This is a genomic window from Rhodovarius sp. (assembly GCF_040399605.1).
In the GTDB taxonomy this organism is placed as follows: domain Bacteria; phylum Pseudomonadota; class Alphaproteobacteria; order Acetobacterales; family Acetobacteraceae; genus Rhodovarius; species Rhodovarius crocodyli_A.
On record NZ_JBBARU010000036.1, the window covers coordinates 1 to 14,630 of the forward strand.

16 protein-coding genes are annotated in these 14,630 nt (G+C 67.3%); 7 read left to right on the plus strand and 9 right to left on the minus strand.

Annotated features, from left to right (window positions below; all coding sequences use genetic code 11):
* Positions 1–415: 415 nt before the first annotated feature.
* From ABWP84_RS10655 to argH, 5 genes are all read right to left on the minus strand, one after another.
* Positions 416–868 carry a GatB/YqeY domain-containing protein gene (locus ABWP84_RS10655; protein WP_353212005.1) on the minus strand — a complete coding sequence of 151 codons (453 nt, stop codon included), beginning with the start codon at positions 866–868 and terminating at the stop codon, positions 416–418.
* Between the two features lie 96 nt (positions 869–964).
* A complete protein-coding gene (locus ABWP84_RS10660; RefSeq protein ID WP_353212006.1) occupies positions 965–1,588 on the minus strand; it encodes a tyrosine-protein phosphatase in 624 nt (207 codons plus the stop codon).
* A gap of 29 nt (positions 1,589–1,617) precedes the next feature.
* Positions 1,618–2,586, minus strand: a complete 969-nt coding sequence (locus tag ABWP84_RS10665; protein WP_353212007.1) for a tripartite tricarboxylate transporter substrate-binding protein — start codon at positions 2,584–2,586, stop codon at positions 1,618–1,620.
* A 70-nt stretch (positions 2,587–2,656) separates the two neighbouring features.
* The gene (locus tag ABWP84_RS10670) at positions 2,657–2,848 is read right to left on the minus strand and encodes a hypothetical protein (protein WP_353212037.1); all 192 of its coding nucleotides are present in this window, start codon (positions 2,846–2,848) and stop codon (positions 2,657–2,659) included.
* The gene (gene argH / locus ABWP84_RS10675) at positions 2,845–4,212 is read right to left on the minus strand and encodes an argininosuccinate lyase (RefSeq protein WP_353212034.1); all 1,368 of its coding nucleotides are present in this window, start codon (positions 4,210–4,212) and stop codon (positions 2,845–2,847) included. Before argH ends, ABWP84_RS10670 begins: the two co-directional genes overlap by 4 nt.
* An 82-nt stretch (positions 4,213–4,294) precedes the next feature.
* On the opposite strand from argH, the gene ABWP84_RS10680 reads away from it, so the two are divergent.
* The 4 genes from ABWP84_RS10680 to hemW all read left to right on the plus strand — a co-directional run bounded on the left by ABWP84_RS10680 (position 4,295) and on the right by hemW (position 8,115).
* Positions 4,295–4,792 (plus strand): TlpA disulfide reductase family protein, encoded by a 498-nt coding sequence (locus ABWP84_RS10680; protein ID WP_353212008.1) that lies wholly within the window; start codon positions 4,295–4,297, stop codon positions 4,790–4,792.
* A 47-nt stretch (positions 4,793–4,839) separates the two neighbouring features.
* Positions 4,840–5,781, plus strand: coding sequence for a 2-dehydropantoate 2-reductase (locus tag ABWP84_RS10685; RefSeq protein ID WP_353212009.1), 942 nt, complete (start codon positions 4,840–4,842; stop codon positions 5,779–5,781).
* Positions 5,782–5,817: 36 nt separating this feature from the next.
* Positions 5,818–6,780: a tripartite tricarboxylate transporter substrate-binding protein gene (locus ABWP84_RS10690; protein WP_353212010.1), complete on the plus strand. Its 963-nt coding sequence runs from the start codon at positions 5,818–5,820 to the stop codon at positions 6,778–6,780.
* Between the two features lie 156 nt (positions 6,781–6,936).
* The gene (gene hemW, locus ABWP84_RS10695) at positions 6,937–8,115 is read left to right on the plus strand and encodes a radical SAM family heme chaperone HemW (RefSeq protein WP_408904265.1); all 1,179 of its coding nucleotides are present in this window, start codon (positions 6,937–6,939) and stop codon (positions 8,113–8,115) included.
* A gap of 15 nt (positions 8,116–8,130) precedes the next feature.
* Here the strand turns inward: hemW and ABWP84_RS10700 are convergent, their stop codons facing one another.
* Complete coding sequence (locus ABWP84_RS10700) at positions 8,131–8,844, minus strand: response regulator transcription factor (RefSeq protein WP_353212012.1); 714 nt, start codon at positions 8,842–8,844, stop codon at positions 8,131–8,133.
* Positions 8,845–9,091: 247 nt separating this feature from the next.
* On the opposite strand from ABWP84_RS10700, the gene ABWP84_RS10705 reads away from it, so the two are divergent.
* The 3 genes from ABWP84_RS10705 (at position 9,092) to truA (ending at position 12,073) form a co-directional block, all read left to right on the plus strand.
* Positions 9,092–10,261 carry a GTP cyclohydrolase II gene (locus ABWP84_RS10705; RefSeq protein WP_408904266.1) on the plus strand — a complete coding sequence of 390 codons (1,170 nt, stop codon included), beginning with the start codon at positions 9,092–9,094 and terminating at the stop codon, positions 10,259–10,261.
* A 160-nt stretch (positions 10,262–10,421) separates the two neighbouring features.
* On the plus strand, positions 10,422–11,312 hold the full coding sequence (fmt, locus tag ABWP84_RS10710; protein WP_353212013.1) for a methionyl-tRNA formyltransferase: 891 nt from the start codon (positions 10,422–10,424) through the stop codon (positions 11,310–11,312).
* Complete coding sequence (gene truA / locus ABWP84_RS10715) at positions 11,312–12,073, plus strand: tRNA pseudouridine(38-40) synthase TruA (RefSeq protein ID WP_353212014.1); 762 nt, start codon at positions 11,312–11,314, stop codon at positions 12,071–12,073. The genes fmt and truA overlap by 1 nt, the downstream gene beginning before the upstream one ends.
* 3 nt (positions 12,074–12,076) lie before the next feature.
* Here truA and ABWP84_RS10720 read toward each other — a convergent pair whose 3' ends face one another.
* From ABWP84_RS10720 to dapD, 3 genes are read right to left on the minus strand one after another with little or no spacing between them, the layout of a single operon-like run.
* The gene (locus tag ABWP84_RS10720; RefSeq protein WP_353212015.1) at positions 12,077–12,577 is read right to left on the minus strand and encodes a hypothetical protein; all 501 of its coding nucleotides are present in this window, start codon (positions 12,575–12,577) and stop codon (positions 12,077–12,079) included.
* Between the two features lie 56 nt (positions 12,578–12,633).
* Positions 12,634–13,773 (minus strand): succinyl-diaminopimelate desuccinylase, encoded by a 1,140-nt coding sequence (gene dapE / locus ABWP84_RS10725; RefSeq protein WP_353212016.1) that lies wholly within the window; start codon positions 13,771–13,773, stop codon positions 12,634–12,636.
* Positions 13,766–14,590, minus strand: coding sequence for a 2,3,4,5-tetrahydropyridine-2,6-dicarboxylate N-succinyltransferase (gene dapD / locus ABWP84_RS10730; protein ID WP_353212017.1), 825 nt, complete (start codon positions 14,588–14,590; stop codon positions 13,766–13,768). The genes dapE and dapD overlap by 8 nt, the downstream gene beginning before the upstream one ends.
* Positions 14,591–14,630 lie beyond the last annotated feature (40 nt).

Genomic DNA, 14,630 nt, shown 5'->3' on the forward strand with positions numbered 1-14,630 from the left:
GTGCAGCGGATTCGCGAGCGACAATCTTAGCGTCAGCCTGTTCGCAGTGGCCGGGTAACGCAGCGCCTTGCCTCCAACACACATCCACCGCCAAGCGCGGCTTCAGTATAAAAAGCATGGAGCCTCTTTCAATGAATAGAGTATTAACGGTAATAGGATCTGGATTAATCGTAAGCGCAGCCACGATGCCCTTTGCGTGTTGGCCTTGACCGTCAGCCCCTATCGGCCGGCACCCATCACCACGGCATCAGCTCATCGATCCGCCCATTGGGCCATCCATTCACACGCCCATAGAAACCGAGCCGGAGCCGCTCTGGAACCGTTTCACCGAGAGCGAAGACGGTGAAACGGCCCTAGGCTTTGTTTTATTGCATTTTCCGAGTCGCCTTGCGAAGTCGCAAGGCTTTAACATGCTCTAGCCGCCCAGCGCCGCCTTCACCATTGGGCCTGCCTTGCCCATGTCGAGTGCCGCAGCGTGCCTGGCCTTCAGCGCGGCCATCACCCGGCCCATATCCTTGCTGGAGGACGCTGCGGTTTCGGCCACCGCCTCGGCCACTGCGGCCGCCATGGCGGCCTCGTCCATCTGCTGTGGCAGAAAGGCCTCGATCACCGCTATCTCGGCCTCTTCTTTCTCGGCAAGTTCGGGGCGGTTGCCCTGCCGGTACATCTCCACCGATTCGCGCCGACTCTTCACCATGGAGCGCAGCAGGCCCACCAGGGCGGCATCATCCAGGGGCGGGCCAGGGCGCGCGGCAATATCCGCGTCCTTCATTTTGGCGATGATCATGCGAATGGCCGAAGTGCGCGGCGCGGTGCCCGCCTTCATGCTGGTCTTCATCTCTTCCGTGAAGCGGCTGCGCAAATCCATCTCGGCGTTCCTATCTATGCCCCCAGCGGGCCAATCCGTGGGGCGGTGGGTTTAGCGCGCAACCGGGCCCATTGCATCACCCATCGGCCATCCGGCTCACTCCCGGCGCATAATGCCATCGGTCAGCAGGTTGGCCCAACTCCGGCTGCGGAAATTGGTCCGCAAACGGTCCTCATCGTAATCCTCGCGCAGCCATTGCAAAAAGGGCTTGGGCCAGGCCCGGGTATATTCGGCGATGAAGGCGTCCAGAATGCCGGTGCGCGCGGCCGAAACATGGCCATGCCGCCAAGTGAGTTGCCGCGTGGCTTCCTCAGGCCCACGGCCCTGCAACAGCAGCCAGATAGCAGCAATGAGGCCCGTGCGATCAGCGCCGGATTTGCAGTGGATCAGAATGGGCTCGGGCAAATCCGACAGCATGGCCGCCAGCCGCTCGATCCGTTCCCTATGCGGCGCGCCACGACTTTCGAAGGGGGCATCAGCATGCACCAGGCCAAGTCGCGCAGCCTCTCGCCGGCTCAAAGTATCAGCACCGCAACTCTCGCGGTGGCCGCGCAGGTTCAGCAGGGTACGAATGCCATGCCGGCGCACCGCGGTGCGGAGTTGGAAGGGCAGCGGATGGTTGGAACGGTAAAGCCGGCCATCCTCCACCACGCCCCAATTGCGCCAGGTCAGCCGCAGCGCGGCGTGGTCGATGAAAAGCGCGTTGGTCCAGGGAGCCATGGCTGTGGGATATGGCGCAAAGCTGCGCGCTATTCCATCCGCGCGCCGGAGAGACGGACCATTTCCTGCCATTGCGGCCTTTCCCGCCGCACCCGGGCATGGACCCCCTCAGGCGCGCTGCCCACGCAGCGCGCACCAGCGCGCATAAACCGCTCCTGCACCGCCGGGTCGGCCGCAATCGCCTGCATCGTGGCCGAGGCGCGTTCGATGATGGCAGCCGGCACACCAGCGGGGAAGGCAAAGGCGCACCAGCTCTCCACCACGAAATCGGCAATGCCGGCCTCTGCCATGGTGGGCACATTGGGCAGGCCAGGCCAGCGCTCGGCGGAGGTGACCGCGAAGGCCCGCGCCCGGCCCTCCTGGATGAGCGGCACATAGCTCGCCAGATTGTCGATGGCGAAGGTGAGGTCACCGGCCAGCATCGCCGGAATGATCTGAGCGGCACCGCGGAAGGGCACATGCTGCCCATCCAGCCCTGTCTTGCCGCAGAAGAAACTGCCCGAGAGATGCGCCGTGGTGCCAACGCCGGGGCTGCCATAGCTCACCCCCTGGCGGCGCGCCCGGCCCCAGGTGATGAACTCGGCCGCCGTGGTGGCCGGGCAATGGGTGGTGGAGGCAATAAAGACATTGGGCAGCGTCCAATGCATCGAGATCGGCTGCAGATCACGGTCCGGATCATAGGGCATGCGGGCGAAGAGGTATTGATTGATGGTCCAGCCACCCACCGTGACGGGGGCCATGGAGTAGCCATCCGGTGTGGCCTTAGCCAGCGCATCGGTGCCTATATTGCCGCCGGCGCCGGGGCGGTTCTCGATGAGGAAACTTTGGCCGAGCCGGGCCTGCAGTTGCTCGGCCAGCAGCCGGGAGAGCACATCGGTCGAGCCACCGGGCGGCCAGGGCACGATGATGCGCACCGGGCGCTCGGGCCATTGGCCCTGGGCCGAGGCTATGGCTGGCAAGGCCAGGCCGGCGGTCAAGATATGGCGGCGGTGCATCATTGTGTCTCGTTCCCGGTGGCGGCGGATAGAGCCATGCGATGGGTCTCTCGGCAAGCGGTGCGCTGGCACATCAGCGCGCGGGCGCGGTCTGCGCCTCGGCTGGGGTGGCATTGGCCGGTGCGGGCGTGGCGGGTATCCGCTCCGGTGCGGGGTAGGTCCGCGGATAGGTGATTTGGTCCGCCGGTCCCGGCGGCCGCGGTGGCCCCACTCGGCCGCATGCCGCCAGCAGGGCCAGCGCCAGAATCGCGCTCAGGCTCCTCATGCCAGCTTCTCCTGCCAATACTGCACCATCATGGCCACATTGACGGGTGCGGTCCCACCGAAGCTTGTGCGGCTGGCGGCGGAGGCGGCGGGGGTGAGCACGCCAAACACACTCTCCGTGATGCGCGGCTCCACCGCCTGCATCTCGCGCAGCGTCAGACCGGCCAGGTCAACGCCCATCGCCTCGGCCTGGGCAACCAGGCGCCCGGTCACGTGATGCGCGTCACGAAACGGCATTTTCAGCTCGCGCACCAGCCAATCCGCCAAATCGGTGGCGGTGGAGAAGCCCGCACCTGCGGCCTCGGCCATGCGGTTGAGGTTGGGCTTCATGTCGCGCAGCATGGCGGCGGTGGCCGCCAGGCACAAAGCGAGGCTTTCGGCGGCATCGAAGACGCCTTCCTTGTCCTCCTGCATATCCTTGGCATAGGTCAGGGCAAGGCCCTTCATGACGGTGAGCAGCCCGACCAACGCGCCATTGATCCGCCCGGTCTTGCCGCGCACCAATTCGGCGGCGTCCGGGTTGCGCTTCTGTGGCATGATGGAACTGCCCGTGGTCATGCCATCGCCCAGTTTCACGAAGCCGAAGCTGGGGTTGGTCCATATCACCAGCTCCTCGGCGAAGCGGGAGAGGTGGGTGGCGCAGATCGCGCAGGCCGCCAGAAATTCCAGAGCGAAATCGCGGCTGGCCACGCTGTCCAGGCTATTGCGGGTGGGGCCTGCAAAGCCCAGCGCTGCGGCGGTGGCGTGGCGGTCGATGGGAAAACCGGTGCCGCAGAGTGCCGCGGCACCAAGTGGGCATTCATTCAGCCGGTTGCGGGCATCGCGCATGCGCGAGAGGTCGCGGCTGAGCATTTCCACATAGGCCATCATGTGATGCCCCAGCGTGGTCGGCTGGGCCGGCTGCAAATGGGTGAAGCCAGGCATCAGCGTGGCGGTATGCGCGGCGGCAACGCCAACAAAGGCGCGCATGCAATCCTCGATCTGCCCTGCCAGCCCATCCATGGCGTCGCGCACCCAAAGGCGCATATCGGTGGCCACCTGGTCATTGCGGCTGCGCCCGGTGTGCAGGCGCTTGCCGGCCTCGCCAATGCGCTCGGTCAACCGGGCCTCGATATTGAGGTGGATGTCCTCCAGCGTGGAGTCGAAGGCGAAATTGCCGGCGGCGATATCCTGGCCGATCTGCTCCAGGCCGCGCTCGATGGCAGCCAGGTCCTCGGCGGTGATAATGCCAACCTGGGCCAGCATCCGGGCATGGGCGAGGCTGCCGCGAATGTCCTGGCGCCACATTTTTCGGTCGAAACCGATCGAGGCGTTGATCTCGGCCATGATGGCGGAGGGGCCTTCGGCATAGCGGCCGCCCCACATCTGGTTTCCGGCTTCGATGGTATTGGGTATGGACACGGGAATGATGAACCTTCCGGGTAGACGCGTTGCATTGGTTTTAGGCGTGGCGGCGCTGGCCCGTCCAGCGCGCGCCGCTGGGCGGGGCGGGCTGGACCGTCTGACGGAGGCGACCCGCGCCTTGCCCGAGATCAGCTTCAACACTGCCGAGGGGCTGACCCAGGGCCCATCGGCGTTTCGCGGCCGCGCGCTGCTGATCAATCTCTGGGCCACCTGGTGCCCGCCTTGCGTGGCGGAAATGCCCGCGCTGGACAGAGCGGCCGCCGCACTGGCGGGTGATGGCTTTGTCGTGCTGCCGCTCTCCTCCGACCGTGGCGGCGCGGCCCAGGTGCAGGCTTTCTACGCCCGCACCGGTGTAGCCCACCTGCCTGTGCTGCTGGACCCGCGCGGTATTGCCGCCCGGGTGCTGGGCGCCCGCGGCCTGCCCACCACCATTATCGTCAATCGTGCGGGAGAGGAGGTGGCAAGGCTGGAGGGCGAGGCAGAGTGGGACAGTCCGGCCATGCTGGCCACGCTGCGCCGCCTCGTTGGCCCGCGCACCTGACAAGCCGGCCGCCACGGTGTAGCGCTGCGACAACAGGGGAGCGGTTCATGCGGGTTCTGATGCTGGGCGCCGGCGCGCTGGGTGGATATTTCGGTGGCCGGCTGGCCCAGGCCGGTGGGGATGTGACCTTTCTGGTTCGCCCCGCGCGCGCCCGGGCCTTGGCCGAGCATGGTTTGCGCATTGTCAGCCCCTTCGGCGACGCCACCTTGGCGGTGAAGACCATCACCGCCGAGGCGCTGCGCCCTGGCTATGATATCGCGATCATGACCGCCAAGGCCTATGATCTGGCCGATGCCATTGCCACCCTGCGCCCGGCGATGGATGGCCATATGGCGGTGCTGCCGGTGCTCAATGGCCTGTCGCATATCGAGGCGCTGCAGGCTGCCTTTGGGCCCGGGAACGTGCTGGGGGGGCTGGCGAAAATCCAGGCCACGCTCAGGCCCGATGGCGTGGTGCAGCAGCTCAATGACTGGCGCTGGCTCACCTTTGGCGAATTGGCGGGCGGCGACTCGGCCCGCACGGCGGCGCTGGCCGAGGCCTTCCGGCCTGCCATAGGCATGGTGGCTCAGGCGGTGCCGGATATCCGCCAGCAGATGTGGGAAAAAATGGTGCATCTGGGCACCTCCGCCATTTGCACCGTGCTGATGCGCGCCGCGGTGGGCGAGATTGCCCGCGCCGAGGGCGGCGTGGCCTTCATGCAGGGCGTGCTGGAGGCCAATGCCGCCATCGCCGCGGCCCATGGCCACTCCATGCCCGACAGCTTCATGGCGCAGTACCGCGCCATGTTCAGCGAGACGAACAGCCTCTATGCCACCTCCATGCTGCGCGATCTGGAGGGGGCCAAGCCCTCTGAGGGCGAGCATATTCTTGGCTACCTCGCCACCGCCGCCGCGCGGCTGGGGGTGGTGAGCCCGGCGCATGGCCTGGCTCTGCTGCATGCCCGTGCCTATGAGAACCGTCGAGCCGCAAACCGCTTGCCCGGAGGCTAAGGCTGGTTCAGGCTTCGCTCAAACGGAGGAAGCCTGATGAAGACCACCCGCCGCGCGGCATTCGCGCTGCTCGCTACGCCCGCTTTGGCCCAGACACGCTTCAGCGCGCAGCGCCCGGTGCGCATTATCGTGCCCTATACGCCCGGCGGCGTGTCCGACATCACCGCCCGGCTGATTGCCGACCCGCTGGCTGCCAGCTGGGGACAGCCGGTGGCGGTGGAAAACCGCGCTGGCGCCGATGGTGTGATCGGCACAGAAGCCCTGGCCCGCGCCGCGCCGGACGGCCATGCCCTGGCCCTTGTCTCGGTCGCGCATCCGGTCAATGCCGCCTTCTACCGCCTGCCTTTCGACACCATGGCCGATTTCACCTTCCTAACCATGGCCACGCGCACGCCGCTGGTGATCTGCGCTGCCCGGAATTTCGGTGCCAGCACGCCGGCTGAATTGGTGGCCCTGGCCCGCGCCCGGGGCGCGGGTGCTATCAGCTTCGCCGGAACTGGCGGTGTCGTGCGCCTCGCGCCGCTGATGTTCGCCAACCAGACCGGCATTGAGCTGAGCTATGTACCCTATCGCGGCAGCACCCAGGCGCATCCGGATCTGATCTCGGGCCGGGTGGACATCATGTTCGACACCGTGCCGGCAGCCCTGCCGCATATCCAGGCCGGCACGCTCAAGGCGCTGGCCACCACCGGCGCCGCCCGCAGCCCGCAATTGCCCGATGTGCCGACCGTGGCCGAGGCCCTGCTGCCCGGCTTCGAGGCCACCACCTGGGGTATGGTGATAGGCCCTGCCAATATGGCGGAGGAGCTGGCGGCGACCCAGTCGCGCGATATCGCCGCCGCGCTGCGCAACCCTGTTGTGCTGGACCGCCACCGGGTGCTGGGGGCTGAGGTGATCAGCACCTCGCCGGCTGAAACCCGCGCCTTCGTGCAGGCTGAGCTGACAAAATGGGGCGCGGCGGCGCGGCTGGCGGGGATTGAGCCGCAGGCGGCGCGATGAGGCGCCGCCCTCTTGCCCCGCTGCCAGGGCGCAGGGGAGGGCCTTCCAGCTTCTCTGGGGTTTTGGTCCCGGCGGCGGTTCGGCCAGCATCCTAATCTTTATGCGCGCATGCGCGCGGCGCTGGCGAGGTAGCCCGGCGCGGGCCATATGGGGCGGGTGAATGAACCTCTCGCCCTCTACATCCACTGGCCCTTCTGCACCTCGAAATGCCCATATTGCGATTTCAACTCGCATGTGCGCGAGGCCGGGGTGGACCATACCCGCTTTGCCGCAGCGTTGCGGGCGGAGTTGGCGCATGAGGCGGCGCGGCTCGCGCCGGGTGCGAGCGGCAATGGAGCGCGCCGGCCCCTGGCCTCGATCTTCTTCGGCGGCGGCACACCCAGCCTAATGCTGCCGGAGACCGTGGCGGCGCTGATCGCGGACGCCACAGCATTGTTCGAGCCCACGCCCGATATAGAGATCACACTCGAAGCCAACCCAACCAGCGTGGAACTGGGCAAGCTGCGCGCCTTCCGCGAGGCGGGCGTGAACCGGGTCTCGCTCGGCGTGCAGGCGCTCTCCGAGGATGCGCTGCGCTTCCTTGGCCGCCGCCATGATGCATCAGAGGCCATCGCCGCACTCGAACTCGCCCGCAAAACCTTCCCGCGGGTCTCCTTCGATATGATCTATGCCCGCCCCGGCCAAAGCGAGGCCGCCTGGCGGGCCGAGCTGCGCCAGGCGCTGGCGCTGGCGGCCGATCACCTCTCACTTTACCAACTCACCATCGAGCCAGGTACGCGCTTCGCCACCGAATATGCCCGCGGTGCTTTTGCCCTGCCCGAGGGGGACGAGGCCGCGCGGCTTTACTTCGCCACCGCCGAGGAGGCGGCAGGCTTCGGCCTGGCACCCTATGAGGTGTCGAACTACGCCCAGCCGGGAGCGCAGAGCCGGCACAACCTGGCGTATTGGCGCTATGGCGATTATCTCGGCATCGGCCCCGGCGCGCATCAGCGCTTGCTGTTGGATGGTGAGATGTTGGCCACCCGCCGCCATCGCGGCCCCGAGGAATGGGCCGCCCGCGTCGAACGCACTGGCCATGGCGGCACCGAGGAACAGGCCCTGACCCCGCAGGATCGCGGCCGCGAGGCGCTGCTGATGGGCCTCAGGCTGGATGAGGGGGTGGACCCGGAGCGTATTGCCGCCCGCTCCTCCCTGCCATTCGCCGAGACGGTGGATGCGGCCATGCTCGCCGCCTGCATTGATGAGGGCTATCTGGAGTGGCGCGGCCAACGGCTGCGCACCACCATCGAGGGCCGGCTGCGGCTGGACGCCATGCTGCCGGTGCTGCTGCGCTGAAGCCCTGCCCGGGGCTCAGGCTGGCTCCGTCACTCGCGCATCCAGCCGATAGCCACCGCCCTCGGTCAGCAGCAGGCGGGTGTCATTGGGGTCAGGCTCTATCTTCTGGCGCAGGCGATAGATATGGGTCTCCAAGGTGTGGGTGGTGACGGCGCTGTTGTAGCCCCAGACCTCATTGAGCAAAGTCTGCCGCGGCACCGGTTTGCCGGCCGCCCGATAGAGGTATTTGAGGATCGCTGCCTCTTTTTCGGTTAGGCGAATTTTCCTGTTTCGTCCGCTTTCCACCAATTGCTTGGAGGCTGGGCGGAAGAGGTAGGGCCCCACGGTAAAAACCGCGTGCTCGGAGTTGTCGAACACCCGCAATTGCGCCCTGAGCCGCGCCAGCAATTCATTCAGGCGGAAAGGCTTGGCGATATAACCATTCGCGCCACTATCGAGGCCGCGCACCACATCCTGCTCGGCCCCCGCGCCGGTGAGCATAATGATGGGCACCGAGACGCCAGCCTTGCGCAATCTGGCGCAATATTCCCTTCCGTCACAATCCGGTAGACCGATATCGAGCAGGATGGCATCGAAACGCGACTCCTCCAGTGCCAGCAACCTGTCAGCCGCCGCAGCGCTCTCAGCGGCCACCGGGGTGAATTCGCCATCGATCGCCAGCTGATCGAGCAGCGTGTCACGCACCGCCGCTTCATCATCGATAATCAGAACGGGCCGGGGAGTGGCCATGCGAACACCTCGTTTTAGGTTCATGGACACGGACCACCCCACCGAGTTTGGAAGGGGGCGAAAACGCGACCTCACGGACTTAGCACCTAATCCCGCTGGAAGGTGAAGCGATTCGTGCATTCAATCGCGCAGATGTGACTTAGTATGGGACGCCCATGGACTGAAACGTGAAGCTCCCCACATGTGGCGCAACACCTCCCACGCCACATCTGAGGCGTTGAGTCCTACCACAATGGAATTTGCCAGAATGTCTCTCCTTTTTGTGAGCCCGCCCGAAGGCCACGCGCCAGCACCCCAAAACGGGGTGCTGGCCATGCGCGCGGTGCATCGGGCCATGGCGGATCTGCGGCGCGGCACGCCGGTGCTGGTGGGCGGGCCGGATGGCGCCCTGGTGGTGGCCGCCGCGGAGACGGTGGGGGCCGAGGGTCTGCGCGAGTTGATGGCCGTGGCGCTCTGTGCGCCGGTATTGCTGCTGGCGCCGGTGCGTGCCGCCGCGGTGCTGTCACGCCCGGTATCGCTCAGCGCGCCCGAGCAAGGGGCCGTCGCCCTCAGCCTGCCCGAGGGGCTGCTGACGCCCCAGCGGCTGCGCGGGCTGGCCGACCCCACCGCCGAATTGCTGTTGCCCGAGCAGCCCGAGCGGGTGGCTTCTCCCGTGCTGGCTGCGCCGGCTCTGGCACTGGCCAAGCTTGGCCGCCTGCTGCCCGCCCTGGTTGCGGCCCCGGCGCGGGAGGGTGTCGAGGCCGAGACCCAGGGCCTGGCCCTGGTGGCCGCGGCCGATATCGCCGCCTATCCGCCCTCCGCCGCCACCACCTTGCGCCCGGTGGCCGAGGCCCGGGTGCCGCTGGAGCATGTGCCCGAGGCGCGGATCATCGCCTTTCGCGCCGCCGATGGCGGAATTGAGCATCTGGCTATCCTAGTGGGTGACCCGGTGGGCTTCGCCGCTGCCGGCGGCACACCGCTCGCCCGTGCCCATAGCGAGTGCTTCACCGGCGACCTTCTGGGCTCGCTGCGCTGCGATTGCGGGCCGCAGCTGCGCGGCGCACTGCATAAGATGGCCAGCCATGGCCATGGTGTGCTGCTCTATCTGGCGCAGGAGGGCCGCGGCATTGGCCTAGTGAACAAGCTGCGGGCCTATGCGCTGCAGGACCAGGGGCTGGACACGCTCGATGCCAACCGGGCGCTCGGCTATGGCGCGGATGAGCGCAACTTCCTCGTCGCCGCCGAGATGCTGCGCCAGCTCGGCATCGGCCGGGTGCAATTGCTGACCAACAACCCGGACAAGCTGGCCTCCCTGGCCGCCTGCGGGATCGAGGTTGAGGGCCGGGTAGCGCATGAATTCGCCGGCAATGGCGTCAATGATGGCTACCTCGCCACCAAGGCCGTGCGGTTCGGCCATATGATCGGCGAGAAGGGCTGAACCCGATGGCGCCGGCCCTTTTGGTTGAGGCGCCGCGCCCGCGTTAGCGCGAGGCTGCCCGGTGCGCGCTTGATTCGCTGTTGCTGTTCATGCGGCAAATCCAGCCCGCCCATGTGCGGGGGGCCTTGCTCAATATCGGCGAGTAGGCTGATAGGCCCCCATGCGTGTCATTTTCATGGGCAGTCCCGAATTCTCCGTCCCCGCCCTGCGGGCGTTGCATGCCGCGCATGAGGTCGTCTGCGTCTATGCCCAGCCGCCCAAGCCTGCCCATCGCGGCCAGCGGGAGACGCCATGCCCGGTGCATCTGGCCGCCCTGGAACTGGGCTTGCCGGTGCGCACCCCCGCTCGGGTGCGGCGCGATGCGGCCGAACACGCCGCTTTTGCCGCCCTCGCCGCCGATGTGGCGGTTGTCGCCGCCTATGGCCTGATTCTGCCACCGGCCATGCTGGAGGCACCGCGCCTGGGCTGCATCAATATCCATGCCTCGCTGCTGCCGCGCTGGCGGGGGGCGGCCCCCATCCATGCCGCGGTGTTGGCCGGCGACGCTCAAAGCGGTATCACCATCATGCGCATGGAAGAGGGGCTGGACACCGGCCCCATGCTGCTGCGTGAGGCCATGGCGCTTCACCCGCGCATCACCACGCCCGAATTGCATGACGCGCTGAGCGCCATGGGGGCTGACCTTATCCTGCGCGGCCTGGCGGAACAGCCCATCGCCACCCCGCAGCCTGAGGCAGGCGCCACCTACGCCGCCAAGCTCAGCAAAGCCGATGGGCTATTGGATTGGCGCGAGCCGGCGGCAGGGCTGGAGCGGAGGGTGCGGGCGATGAACCCCTGGCCGGGCGCCTTTTTCCCCTTGGGGCCGGACAATATCCGCGTGCTGGATGCAATGGCCGCCCCCGGCACCGGCGCGCCTGGCCAGCAGCTTTCCCCGGGCCTGATCGCCTGCGGCGAGGGCGCGCTGCGCCTGCTGCGCCTGCAACGCCCCGGCCGCGCCGCGATGGAGGCCGATGCCTTCCTGCGCGGCACCGCTTTGCCCGCGCAGCTCTGATGCCGCGCTACGCCCTTGTGCTGGAATATGACGGCGCGGCCTTTCAGGGCTGGCAGCGCCAGTCCAATGGCCCTTCGGTGCAGCAGGTGCTGGAGGAGCAGGCCGCGGCGCTCAATGGCGGCGAGAAGGCCGTGGCGGTGGCCGCTGGCCGCACCGATTCGGGCGTGCATGCGCTGGGCCAGGTGGCGGAGATCACCCTTTCCGCCGCTCTCGCGCCGGAAAAGCTGCGCATGGCGCTGAATTTCCACCTCCGGCCCTGGCCGGTGGTGGTGCGCGCGGCGGCGATGGCGCCTGAGGGCTGGTCGCCCCGGTTCTCCGCCACCCAGCGAGGCTATCGCTACCGCATCCTCAACCGCTCCAGCCGCCCGGCGCTGGATGCCGGGCGGGTCTGGCATATCCCCTATGCGATGGATGCCCAGGCGATGCACCGCGCGGCCGAAGGCCTGCTCGGGCGGCATGATTTCTCGGCCTATCGCGCGGCGAGCTGCCAGGCGGCCTCGCCAGTGCGCACGATGGAGGTGCTGCGCGTGCGGCGCGAGGGCGATGAGATCATCATCGAGGCCGAGGCCCGCAGCTTCCTGCATCACCAGATCCGCAACCTGGCCGGCACGCTGGCGGAAGTGGGCAAGGGCCGCCGCCCCGAGACCTGGCCCCGGGAGGTGCTGGACAGCCGCGACCGCGCCCAGGCCGGCCAGACCGCGCCGCCCGATGGGCTGTGTTTCATGTGGGTGCGCTATGACACGCCGCCCGATTGGGTTTAGGCGCTACATCGTCATCCGGCCGACGACACCCTGCACGAAGAGCCCAATCGCGACATCGAGCAGCACAAACATCACCGCACTCGCCCCGGGAATGCCCAGGGCATGTTTGGTGACGAACCATTCCAGCCACATCGCATAGCCCACCGCCACCAGGGCCAGCACCTGGGCAAAGCCTACCGGCAGCAGCATTCCAGGCGCCGAGAGCAGCACCAGCGCCGCGTATTGCGGAATATTCGCCCAGTTCCAGGCGGCAATGAAGCGCGGCCAAGCGGCCTCTCGCCCCGCCAGCTTCGCCATCATCTGCGAGGCCAGGGCAAAACCAACCCAGCCCACCACGAAGCCCACCGCATCAACCAGCCATTCGCCCATCCCCTCATTCACCCCGGTGATGAGGCCGAGAGCGAAGAACATCGGCCAGCAGATCGCACCGGCCCAGAAGCTGCGCATGGTCTCGGTGGGGGAGCCATCGAAGGCATTCATCCCCGTGGGCCTGCCGCGCGCCAATTCCAGCCCGCCTTCGAGGCCGATGGCGATGCTGCGCGTGGTGTCAGGTATTATGGTCAGGCGAGCAGCTCCTTGATGATGCTGGCATAGAGTATGGTGAGAGCCTGTAACTCGGCCACCGGCACGCATTCATCCACCTGATGCATGGTGCTGCCCACCCCACCCAACTCGGCCACAGGGCAGAGCCGGGTAATAAAGCGAGCGTCGGAGGTTCCCCCGCCAGTGTCCAGCCTGGGGGTCACCCCGGTTGCCGCCTGGGTGGCGCGCACAAGCGCATCCACAAATGGGCCAGGCTGGGTGAGGAAGCTCTCACCGCTCACCACCACGCGCAGATCATGTTGCGGCGCGTGGCGGGTGAGCACGGCGCGCAAATGCGCGGTCAGCGCGGTGGAATCATGCAACTCGTTGAAGCGGATGTTCAAAAAGGCGCTGGCCTGGCCGGGGATGACATTGGTCGCGGTATTGTCCACCTGAACGCCGGTCACCTGCAGGGTGCTGGCCTCGAACCATTGGCTGCCCGAATCGAGCGGGCTGGCCGTCAACGCCGCCAGGGCGGCGAGCAGCCGGTGGACCGGGTTATCGGCCTTCTGCGGATAGGCGCTGTGGCCCTGGCGGCCATGCACGGTGATCCAGGCGTTCATGCTGCCACGCCGGCCGATTTTCAGCGTATCGCCGAGCACGGCCTTGGAGGTGGGCTCGCCCACCAGGCACATATCGGGGACATGGCCATGTGCCTCCATCCATTCCAGCACGCGGAGGGTGCCATCCACGCTGGGGCCTTCCTCATCGCCGGTGATGAGCAGGGAGAGGGAGCCGGGATTGCTCTGCGGAATGGCGGCGATGAAGGCGGCGATGGCGCCCTTCATATCCTGCGCGCCGCGGCCAAAGAGGGTGCCGTTTTCGACATCGCCGGCGAAGGGTGGATGGGTCCAGGGCGCGGCGCCCGGCGGCACAACATCGGTGTGGCCGGCGAAGCAGAAATGTGGCGCGGTGGTACCACGCCGGGCGAATAGGTTGTCCACCTCATTGAAAGGCAGCCGCCAGCAGGTGAAGCCGCGGGCTTCCAGCGCCCGCTGCACCACATCCAGCGCGCCATCATCGGCAGGGGTGACGCTGGCGCAGCGGATCAGTGCCTGCGCCAGTGCCAAGACATCATGCGCCGCCGGGTCAAGCGCGGCAGCGGCGGGTTCAGTCACGCAGCAGGTCGTTGATCGAGGTTTTGGCGCGGGTCTGCGCATCCACCGTCTTGACGATCACCGCGCAATACAGGCTGGGGCCGGGTGAGCCATCGGGCAGCGGCTTGCCCGGCAGGTTGCCCGGCACCACCACGGAATAGGCCGGCACGCGGCCGACAAAAATCTCGCCCGTCGCACGGTCGATGATCTTGGTCGTGGCCGAAATGAACACGCCCATGGAGAGCACCGAGCCACGCTCGACAATCACGCCCTCCACCACCTCGGAGCGGGCGCCGATGAAGCAATCATCCTCGATCACCACGGGATTGGCCTGTAGCGGCTCCAGCACGCCGCCAATGCCCACGCCGCCGGAGAGGTGAACATTCTTGCCGATCTGCGCGCAGGAGCCCACCGTGGCCCAGGTATCGACCATGGTATTGGCACCGACATAGGCGCCCAGATTCACGAAGCTGGGCATCAGCACCACATTCGGCGCGATGAAGGCGGAGCGGCGCACGACGGCACCGGGCACAGCGCGGAAGCCCGCCTCTTTCCAGCGGTTTTCGCCCCAGCCGGTCCATTTCAGCGGCACCTTGTCAAAGGCGCCGGCGGCGGTGTCCATCGGCGCGCTGTCGGTCAGGCGGAAGGAGAGCAGCACGGCTTGCTTGAGCCATTGATTGACCGCCCAGCCATCGGCACCGGGTTCGGCCACCCGGGCCTCGCCACGGTCAAGCATGTCCAGCGCGGCCTCCACGGCCTCGCGGGCCGGGCCTTGGGTGCCGGAATTGATGGTGTCGCGGGCGGCCCAGAGGGCCTCGATCTCAGTTTGCAGGGTCATGGGCAGGGTCTCCTCGCCGCTGCTTTGCAGCGCGGGAGGC

What these genes read in the sequence shown, in the direction of transcription:
- ABWP84_RS10655 (WP_353212005.1), bottom strand. Translation starts at nt 868, where the DNA reads ATGGATTTGCGCAGCCGCTTCACGGAAGAGATGAAGACCAGCATGAAG.
- ABWP84_RS10660 (WP_353212006.1), bottom strand. Translation starts at nt 1,588, where the DNA reads ATGGCTCCCTGGACCAACGCGCTTTTCATCGACCACGCCGCGCTGCGG.
- ABWP84_RS10665 (WP_353212007.1), bottom strand. Translation starts at nt 2,586, where the DNA reads ATGATGCACCGCCGCCATATCTTGACCGCCGGCCTGGCCTTGCCAGCC.
- ABWP84_RS10670 (WP_353212037.1), bottom strand. Translation starts at nt 2,848, where the DNA reads ATGAGGAGCCTGAGCGCGATTCTGGCGCTGGCCCTGCTGGCGGCATGC.
- argH (WP_353212034.1), bottom strand. Translation starts at nt 4,212, where the DNA reads ATGTGGGGCGGCCGCTATGCCGAAGGCCCCTCCGCCATCATGGCCGAG.
- ABWP84_RS10685 (WP_353212009.1), top strand. Translation starts at nt 4,840, where the DNA reads ATGCGGGTTCTGATGCTGGGCGCCGGCGCGCTGGGTGGATATTTCGGT.
- ABWP84_RS10690 (WP_353212010.1), top strand. Translation starts at nt 5,818, where the DNA reads ATGAAGACCACCCGCCGCGCGGCATTCGCGCTGCTCGCTACGCCCGCT.
- ABWP84_RS10700 (WP_353212012.1), bottom strand. Translation starts at nt 8,844, where the DNA reads ATGGCCACTCCCCGGCCCGTTCTGATTATCGATGATGAAGCGGCGGTG.
- ABWP84_RS10705 (WP_408904266.1), top strand. Translation starts at nt 9,092, where the DNA reads ATGTCTCTCCTTTTTGTGAGCCCGCCCGAAGGCCACGCGCCAGCACCC.
- fmt (WP_353212013.1), top strand. Translation starts at nt 10,422, where the DNA reads ATGCGTGTCATTTTCATGGGCAGTCCCGAATTCTCCGTCCCCGCCCTG.
- truA (WP_353212014.1), top strand. Translation starts at nt 11,312, where the DNA reads ATGCCGCGCTACGCCCTTGTGCTGGAATATGACGGCGCGGCCTTTCAG.
- dapD (WP_353212017.1), bottom strand. Translation starts at nt 14,590, where the DNA reads ATGACCCTGCAAACTGAGATCGAGGCCCTCTGGGCCGCCCGCGACACC.